The organism is Endozoicomonas sp. (assembly GCF_051008435.1).
GTDB lineage: Bacteria > Pseudomonadota > Gammaproteobacteria > Pseudomonadales > Endozoicomonadaceae > Endozoicomonas_A.
In genome coordinates this window covers 1-7,487 of sequence record NZ_JBPCXO010000206.1, presented here as the reverse complement: position 1 = coordinate 7,487, position 7,487 = coordinate 1, and the positions used below count along the sequence as shown (strand labels likewise).

The following is a 7,487-nucleotide window of genomic DNA, read 5'->3' as shown; positions in this document are numbered from 1 at the left end:
TGGCCATTTTCTATGATTCTTTTCGTTGAATAGCTCGCTATTCGCCTCAAATAATCATAAAAACTGTCTCAAACCGGACTTTTTCTCGCTACGGTCGGCTAAGTCCGACAGACTCCTAGAACGCTCAGGGCTGTTGACTCGCTCTACTGAATTTGATCCTCGAAAGCTTAAGTTCGCCAGCCTCCTGGCTATGTATAGAATTTGTTGATTGGGAAATCCCTCATGCCTTCATTTGATATTGTTTCAGAAGTGGATATGCACGAGTTGGCCAATGCGGTCGATCAGGCAAATCGTGAGCTGGCCACCCGTTATGATTTCAGAGGGGTTGAAGCCAGCTACGAAAAAAGTGGTGAAAATCAGGTTGTGATGACGGCTGATGCTGACTTCCAGCTGGTGCAGATGGTTGAAATGCTGAAAACTAAAATGGTCAAACGGGGCATTGATGTTAAATGCCTGGAAGTGAAAGATCATTATGGCTCCGGCAAACAGGTCAAGCAGGATGTGATGGTTCGACAGGGGCTGGATAAAGAGCAGGCCAAGAAAATCGTCAAGATGATCAAGGACGCCAAGCTGAAGGTTCAGCCTGCCATTCAGGGCGAACAAGTGCGAGTCACCGGTAAGAAGCGAGATGATCTTCAGACTGCTATTGCTTTGCTGAGAGAAACGGATACTGAAATGCCACTGCAGTACAACAACTTCAGAGACTGATGCTTGTTGCAGGAGAGGGGTTGCCTCTCCTGTTTATAACTCTTCCCCGGGTGGTAATTTCTTTCTATTGCGCTCAATAAATGGCTTGAAGGCGCTCAGTTTCAGAAAAGCGTTAAAGCCGGGAGTCATATCGGGCTTCTGATCGTCAACCAAAGAAGGCGCATCGCCCACATGAATTCCCAGTGCAACCAGTTGCCCTTTGCAATCTGTCAGTGCCGATCCCATGATGACTTTATTACCAAACTGCTGACCATCAGGCTCCACCGTACAGAAAACTTCTGAGGCAGTAATCTTGTTCTCCCGGTCATGGTAATTATCACTGTTAGCTAATGTCATCTTCCTGGCATGTTCTTTCAGCTGAAATTTAAAAGGTGGGTTGGGCGTTATCCGCTCCAGATAGGCGCATAACAGTGTCTTGCATTGCCTTGTTTTCTTATCGTTATAACTGAGCTTTGCAGGCTTTCGGTCTGTGACAGGCTCTGCCAGTCTGAACATAGCCAGCTTGTGCTGGTCGTCAAAAGTCAGGCTGTTCATATCAGCCCATACCTTCAGTGAGAGATCACTGGCTTTTGAGGGTTGGAGCAGGACACTGAGCCGACTGCCACCATTTCCATCGACACAGCGGGCAGTGGTCAGTACCCAGTATTTGCTGACCAAAGCTCCAGAGCACAGATAGTACTTCGTATAAATGTTTTCTACGTTGACCAGCCAGCTTCGGGGTTCTGCTTCTTTTTTTGCAGAGGCATGACTCTGAGTGCTGAGCAGAGTCAACATTATCATCAGAGAGATGAAAAGTTTGTTTCCCATCATATCCAGGTATGCTTTGATTAAACGTATTGAGAATTCGACAATATAGAACAAAATACGTTCAACATTAGGGGGCGTTGACAATCAATCATGGAGCTCAGCTCTTTTCAGGAGCATTCAGTGCAAGGCGCAATCGGGCAGGAATACTCAACGTCTTTCAATCGGTTGGAACGCTGCAATGGATGCTCCTGAAAAGAGCCCTCCGGGTACTCCGTAAAGGGGCCATCTACTGCGTCAGAGCTTGCTTGATGTAGAGGAACTACACCAGCACAAGTCTTCCTTGTATTTGACCCCTTTACGGCAGCACTGAGCCCATGATTGATTGTCAACGCCCCCTATACCACTGGAAAGCCTGAGCAGTATGTTATTTTCAAGGCACCGTTCTATGAAGAGTTCAATGAAGAACTCTTTGATACCCGTCATGAGCACACCCGGAGGATCAGAATGCAATTACTGAACTCTTCTTCCCGTTCCTGGGGAGAAGCATGGCAGAGCTTTAAGCATCCCAGAGTGATCAGTGTTCTGTTTCTTGGTTTTTCAGCGGGCCTTCCTATATTGCTGATTTTCAGCAGTCTTTCTATCTGGTTGCGTGAAGCGGGTGTTGAGCGCAGCATGGTGACCTTCTTCAGCTGGGCGGCGCTGGGTTATTCCTTCAAGTTCGTTTGGGCTCCGTTGGTAGACAGGGTTCCATTACCCTGGCTGACAAAAAGTCTGGGGCGGCGTAGGGCCTGGCTTTTGCTGGCTCAGTTTGCGGTGATGGCCGCCTTGCTGTTCATGGCCAGCAATGACCCTGTTTATGGTTTGACCTGGGTTGCTATTGGGGCTGTGATGTTGGGCTTCTCATCGGCTACGCAGGATATAGTCATCGACGCTTACCGGATTGAAGCAGCTGAAAGCGATCTTCAGGCCATGATGTCATCTGCCTACATTGCCGGTTACCGAGTGGGTATGCTGGTGGCTGGAGCCGGCAGTTTGGCACTGGCCAGCTGGTTTTCAGGCGGAGACGAAACCGTTTATAACTATGAGGCCTGGGCTTCTGTCTATCGCTGTATGGCCGCCTTCATGTTGATAGGGGTAGCGACCACATTATTGATTGCCGAGCCTGAAAACAATCAGTCCGCCTTCTCTCAGCAGTATGGTACCCGTGATTATGTCCGCTTCCTCGGGTTGTTTGTGGTGGCTGCCGGGGCATTTGTAGCAGGCTTCACATTAACGCCTGAAGTCTCGGCCCAGTTAAAAACAGTCATCATTAACGCGGGTGTTTCTGCTCATGTGGCAGGCTTCTTCTCCGAAACATTCAGGTTGTTATTCAGCGTGGCTCTGGGCGGTGGTGCTGCCTGGTTAATGATCCGTTTGAATGTGGCGCCCAGAGGTATGGTCAGAGAAACCTATGTGGCTCCCTTTACTGACTTTTTCCAGCGCTATGGAAAACTGGCAATCTACATTCTACTGCTGGTAGGCACCTACAGAATTGCAGACATTGTGATGGGGGCGGTAGCCAATGTGTTTTATAAAGATATGGGTTATAGCAAGGAGCAAATAGCGGCTGTCACCAAAACCTTTGGTCTGTTAATGACGATTGCTGGAGGCTTCCTTGGCGGGTTGCTGGCTCTGCGTTTTGGTGTAATGAAAATTCTGTGGGTTGGTGGCTTGCTGGCTGCTGTCAGTAATTTGCTGTTTTCCCTGTTGGCTCAAATGGAGCCTGAAACCTGGATGCTGGCAGTGGTCATTGCCGCCGATAATCTGAGTGCAGGTATTGCTTCTGCTGCCTTCATAGCTTTTCTTTCTGGCCTGACTAATCGCGCATTCACGGCAATGCAGTACGCAGTATTCAGTTCACTCATGACATTGGTACCCAAACTGATGGCCGGTTACTCCGGTACTGTGGTGGATGCAGTCAACTACCCGATCTTTTTTGCGGGCTCGGCTATTCTGGGGCTTCCAGTCTTACTGTTGATCAGTTATGTACAGAGACTCATGGAAAAGCCTGAGGAGAATGGCGTAAAGACCGTGCCTGAAGAGGCTACTCCCGATTGAGCAGGGCGGGTTTAAGCCCGCCACTCTTATCGACCCAGTTCAGTAATAAGTCGTTTTTGCCATTGCTCTCGCTCCTGTTCAGGGAGCTTGCCCAAAGCATCTTTGGAAACGTGGAGCATGGCTTGAAGGATGGTTTCAGGCTGGTAGTTCAGGTTTTCTAACTGGCGAATCATTTCAATGGCCAGAGCAATGTCTTCAGGAAGTTGATCCAGATCGTCCAAGTTTTATTCTCCATTCCATTGATACAGCTTCAGGTTAACTTTGCCGTTAAGCAGCGTCACCCCCTCTGACTCCAGCAGGGATTGTTGTTGTTGATACTTGGCACTGGCTTCTGGAAACGAAATCTGTCCCTTACTGTTGATGACCCTGTGCCAGGGGAGTCCCGAGCCTGAAGGCAGCTGTTTCAGAATGTTGCCGACTACCCGTGCATAGCCTGGCGCACCCGCCATGTTGGCCAGTTGTCCATAAGTGACCACACTCCCCTCGGGAACTTTGGCCAGGATGAACCAGATATCGGATGGACTGAATGGTGCGTGCAAGCCAACTCTCCAAACTGATTCCATGAAGCACTTAATTTTAAACTTCATGAAAAAATAGAACGATCAATTAAGGGATAAAATCACCAGCGAATCTGCCAAGCTTATCCTAATCTATCGGCTGTTTATCGTGAAAGGTTTTTCATTTTTCCGGGGATGAAAAAACGTTTCATCTTTCAAGCCGATTTGACTGTGTCTGGAGTGAGTGGATGATTATGCGTTTGGCCGTTCTGTCACTGGCTGGATTGATTTCATGTGTTGTACAGGGAGATACCATCAGTCTCCATAATGGCAGTGTCATCAAGGGGCGTATTCTCAGTATCAAGGATGAGAACCTTCAGATAGACAGTGGTTATGGCAAGTTAACGGTGCCCCTTAAGGAAATCACCACGCTGGATTCCGACGAACCCGTATGGATACGTTTCAAAGGCAGTGAAGCTTTTCAACAATGGCAACTGCATACCATCAACCATCAACCATCAACCATCAACCATCAACCATCAACCATCAACCATCAACCATCAACCATCAACCATCAACCATCAACCATCAACCATCAACTATCAACTATCAACTTCACTTGGTGAGTGATGATGACGCAAAAACCCTCACGGCAGATCCTTCTGACTTTGCCCGTCTGACCAGTACACCCCCTGAAAGCGATGATTGGCGTTGGAATGGGCATGCCAATGCCTATGCCAATATCCAGAGAGGGAACACTATAAAAAGTGCTTACAATCTTGATGGACGTCTGGGTGTCAGAAATCGTCTTAATCGCCACATTTTTGATTGGCGTACTGAACAGGAAGACGATGACGAAAAACGTATCAAGGATCACTGGCAACTGAAATACGACTATAACCGTTTTCTGAGTCCTAAATGGTATTTGAGTGGCAGCGGAGGCTGGGAGAAAGATCAGATAAAGGATCTGGAGTACAGGGTCACTCTGGGTCTGGGGTTAGTCATCAGTTCTGGGATGAGCCGGAACTGAATCTCAGGGCAGAGCTGGGAGCCAGTGAAATCTGGGAAAAGTTTGAAGACCCCGGTGACCGAAAAGAAACACCGGCCGCCCATTGGGCTCTTCATTACGATCAGTTATTTTGGGAAAAAGTCACACTTTTTCATGATCAGGATATTTTCCGACGAATCAGAAGTAATAGCTGGTTGCTGCATACGGCTACCGGCGTTCGTTACAAATTAACGGATCTGCTGCATATGAGTATTCGCTACGAATTTGACTACGATGAAGCCCCCCAGACCGGCAAGAAAAAGGATGACTCAGCCTTATTGTTCGGTCTTGGCGCCAGCTGGTAGAAAGAAAACAGGTTGCTATAGCGGCTTTCCACTCTTGTTAACTTTCCGTTAATTTGGAACCCTTGTCCCCCTTAATAGAGAAATAACAAATTAACTCATCAAGGGGTGTTCATGAGGCTCCAGTTTTTTAGGAGCATTGGCCGTTTTCTCAGATTGCGCACAGTCTGGGTACTATTTCTATCTAGCATGGCAATGATGGCCCATGCGGATAAGATCTGGATGGAAAACGGAGATGTGATCAGTGGCAAAATCAAGGGTCTGGAAGCAGGCAAACTGACCATTTCTACCAAGTATGCGGGTGACATTACCATTAATTGGCGTCATGTCCGCTCTCTTGAGACCAATAAGCCAGTCTGGGTTGGACTGATTGGTGAAAAAGAATCCCAGCCGCGTCAGCTAAAGAGCAATGGCGAGCAGCTGATTGTTGTCGATCCCGATGGATATGAGCGCAGCTTTACAGCAGCCTGGCCTGTAGCTGAAATTCGTCGTGAAAAACCGGTGCTGGCCTCTGCGTGGGATGTCACTGGCAAGGTCAACTTTGGACTGGACAGTGATCAGGGCAAGGACAATGAAACCACATTTACTCTCAGTGGTAACCTCGATATCAATGACGAATGGAATAAAAACAGTCTTAAATGGGATATTGAAATAGAGCAGGAAGAAGATTCGAATACTTCAACCAAAGAGTGGGAGTTGGGGTATGCATACAGTCGCTATTTCACTGAGCACTGGTTTGTTCAGGGCTCGCTGGATCAGGAATATGATTCTACCGATGACCTGCGGTCAAGGCTGACTGTCGGGGGGGCAGTGGGTTACCGTTTCAAGGAAACGGTCAAGGAGACCATTATTACAACGGTCGGTCTGACTCACCTTTGGGAAGATTATCAGGAAGAGGATAATCAGAAAAGCCTGGCGATCAGTAGTGGATTGATTTATCGAAGAAAGCTCATTGATAATCTGGAGTATTTCTTTAACAGTAAACTGTTTTACCGCCTTAACTCAGGCCAGCAATGGTTGTTTGATGGAGAGCATGGGTTGAGAGTAGGGTTATCTGACAATCTATCTTTGAATCTGACGCATTATCTGGACTATGACAATGTTCCGGTAGATGGTGCTGAGAAAACCTCCAGTCAGATCAAGGTGGGTATTGGCTATTCCTGGTGATAACTATCCGATACGAACAGGTTTATCAGTACAATGATCTCACATAGGAAGAAGTTTTCTGGTAATCATTGGGTACCCCACAGCTGTCATAGAAAATAGAATGCTGTGGGGCTCATACTATGATGGTTCTTGCTTATGCTTCAACTGGGTGTATATCTAGAGAGATAGTTTCCTTACCTTGTAAAATATTTTTAGCCTTCTCGGTCTCTTCCTGAGAGCCTTCTATTGTCACAAGGAATTCGCCAGCTTCAATAGCTGATTTATATTTCATAATATGTTCTTTGGGTATACCCATATTTGCCAGCCCACCAATAATTGCTGCCAATCCTCCACCAACAATCGCACCTTCTATGCCCGAAGCAAGGTAGATAGCCAGACTACCTGCTGCAGTTATTGCTCCTATACCAGGCACAATAAAAATGGCGGAGCCAGCCAGCAGCCCCCAAATCGCACCCCAGAATCCACCAACTTTTCCCCAAGTCTTGGCTTTGTCTCCCGTGGTGACGTAACCAACCGGGTGTTCTTCGGTATGGTAATCCTGGCCTATAACAGAAATACCTTTCAGATTAATATGTTCATTCACCAGTGCATTGATGGCTTCATCGGCCTGCTTATGGTTTTTGAACGACGCAGTACATATAGATTTATTCATGAATCCTCCTTCTCTGTGTCAATTAAATATGCAGCAACCACTCATCCCTGTTATTTGACTATCGCATACTTAAATCTCTGTGGATCATATCCCCCGGTGTTTGTGGCGAACTACCCACAGAACTAACGTTATACCATACTCTTGGAGGCTGTCGCAAAAGGGCTGCGCTTGCCGATACGTCGTTAAAAAATGACTCAAAATGCTCATTTACTGAATGTAAACTCCGCTTTTTCGTCATTTTTTGCCTTGTCTCGCCTGCGCTCGCTACC

At 47.3% G+C, this 7,487-nt stretch carries 8 protein-coding genes and 1 pseudogene; 5 read left to right on the top strand and 4 right to left on the bottom strand.

Going from position 1 to position 7,487, the window contains the following annotated elements; all coding sequences use genetic code 11:
- Positions 1-222: 222 nt before the first annotated feature.
- Positions 223-708: a YajQ family cyclic di-GMP-binding protein gene (locus ACR2PX_RS10625; RefSeq protein ID WP_433999331.1), complete on the top strand. Its 486-nt coding sequence runs from the start codon at positions 223-225 to the stop codon at positions 706-708.
- Positions 709-741: 33 nt separating this feature from the next.
- Here the strand turns inward: ACR2PX_RS10625 and ACR2PX_RS10620 are convergent, their stop codons facing one another.
- Positions 742-1,518, bottom strand: a complete 777-nt coding sequence (locus ACR2PX_RS10620) for a trypsin-like serine protease (RefSeq protein WP_433999330.1) — start codon at positions 1,516-1,518, stop codon at positions 742-744.
- 315 nt (positions 1,519-1,833) lie between these two features.
- Here ACR2PX_RS10620 and ACR2PX_RS10615 point away from each other — a divergent pair, with 315 nt between their 5' ends.
- Positions 1,834-3,552, top strand: a complete 1,719-nt coding sequence (locus ACR2PX_RS10615; protein WP_433999329.1) for an AmpG family muropeptide MFS transporter — start codon at positions 1,834-1,836, stop codon at positions 3,550-3,552.
- A gap of 26 nt (positions 3,553-3,578) precedes the next feature.
- Here the strand turns inward: ACR2PX_RS10615 and ACR2PX_RS10610 are convergent, their stop codons facing one another.
- Together ACR2PX_RS10610 and ACR2PX_RS10605 are read right to left on the bottom strand one after the other, a co-directional pair.
- Positions 3,579-3,773 (bottom strand): hypothetical protein, encoded by a 195-nt coding sequence (locus tag ACR2PX_RS10610; protein WP_433999328.1) that lies wholly within the window; start codon positions 3,771-3,773, stop codon positions 3,579-3,581.
- Positions 3,774-3,776: 3 nt separating this feature from the next.
- Positions 3,777-4,091, bottom strand: coding sequence for an MGMT family protein (locus ACR2PX_RS10605; protein WP_433999327.1), 315 nt, complete (start codon positions 4,089-4,091; stop codon positions 3,777-3,779).
- A 206-nt stretch (positions 4,092-4,297) separates the two neighbouring features.
- Here ACR2PX_RS10605 and ACR2PX_RS10600 point away from each other — a divergent pair, with 206 nt between their 5' ends.
- From ACR2PX_RS10600 to ACR2PX_RS10590, 3 genes and pseudogenes are all read left to right on the top strand, one after another.
- Positions 4,298-4,675 carry a hypothetical protein gene (locus ACR2PX_RS10600; RefSeq protein ID WP_433999326.1) on the top strand — a complete coding sequence of 126 codons (378 nt, stop codon included), beginning with the start codon at positions 4,298-4,300 and terminating at the stop codon, positions 4,673-4,675.
- A pseudogene (locus ACR2PX_RS10595) lies at positions 4,672-5,402 on the top strand (DUF481 domain-containing protein). Before ACR2PX_RS10600 ends, ACR2PX_RS10595 begins: the two are co-directional and overlap by 4 nt.
- Before the next feature lie 219 nt (positions 5,403-5,621).
- Positions 5,622-6,566 carry a DUF481 domain-containing protein gene (locus ACR2PX_RS10590; protein ID WP_433999325.1) on the top strand — a complete coding sequence of 315 codons (945 nt, stop codon included), beginning with the start codon at positions 5,622-5,624 and terminating at the stop codon, positions 6,564-6,566.
- Positions 6,567-6,699: 133 nt separating this feature from the next.
- Here the strand turns inward: ACR2PX_RS10590 and ACR2PX_RS10585 are convergent, their stop codons facing one another.
- Positions 6,700-7,218, bottom strand: coding sequence for a general stress protein (locus ACR2PX_RS10585; RefSeq protein ID WP_433999324.1), 519 nt, complete (start codon positions 7,216-7,218; stop codon positions 6,700-6,702).
- Between the last annotated feature and the right edge of the window lie 269 nt (positions 7,219-7,487).

Bases quoted from the DNA above. Each gene is read 5' to 3' on its own strand.
- ACR2PX_RS10625 (WP_433999331.1), top strand. From the start codon at position 223: ATGCCTTCATTTGATATTGTTTCAGAAGTGGATATGCACGAGTTGGCC.
- ACR2PX_RS10620 (WP_433999330.1), bottom strand. From the start codon at position 1,518: ATGATGGGAAACAAACTTTTCATCTCTCTGATGATAATGTTGACTCTG.
- ACR2PX_RS10600 (WP_433999326.1), top strand. From the start codon at position 4,298: ATGATTATGCGTTTGGCCGTTCTGTCACTGGCTGGATTGATTTCATGT.
- ACR2PX_RS10590 (WP_433999325.1), top strand. From the start codon at position 5,622: ATGGAAAACGGAGATGTGATCAGTGGCAAAATCAAGGGTCTGGAAGCA.
- ACR2PX_RS10585 (WP_433999324.1), bottom strand. From the start codon at position 7,218: ATGAATAAATCTATATGTACTGCGTCGTTCAAAAACCATAAGCAGGCC.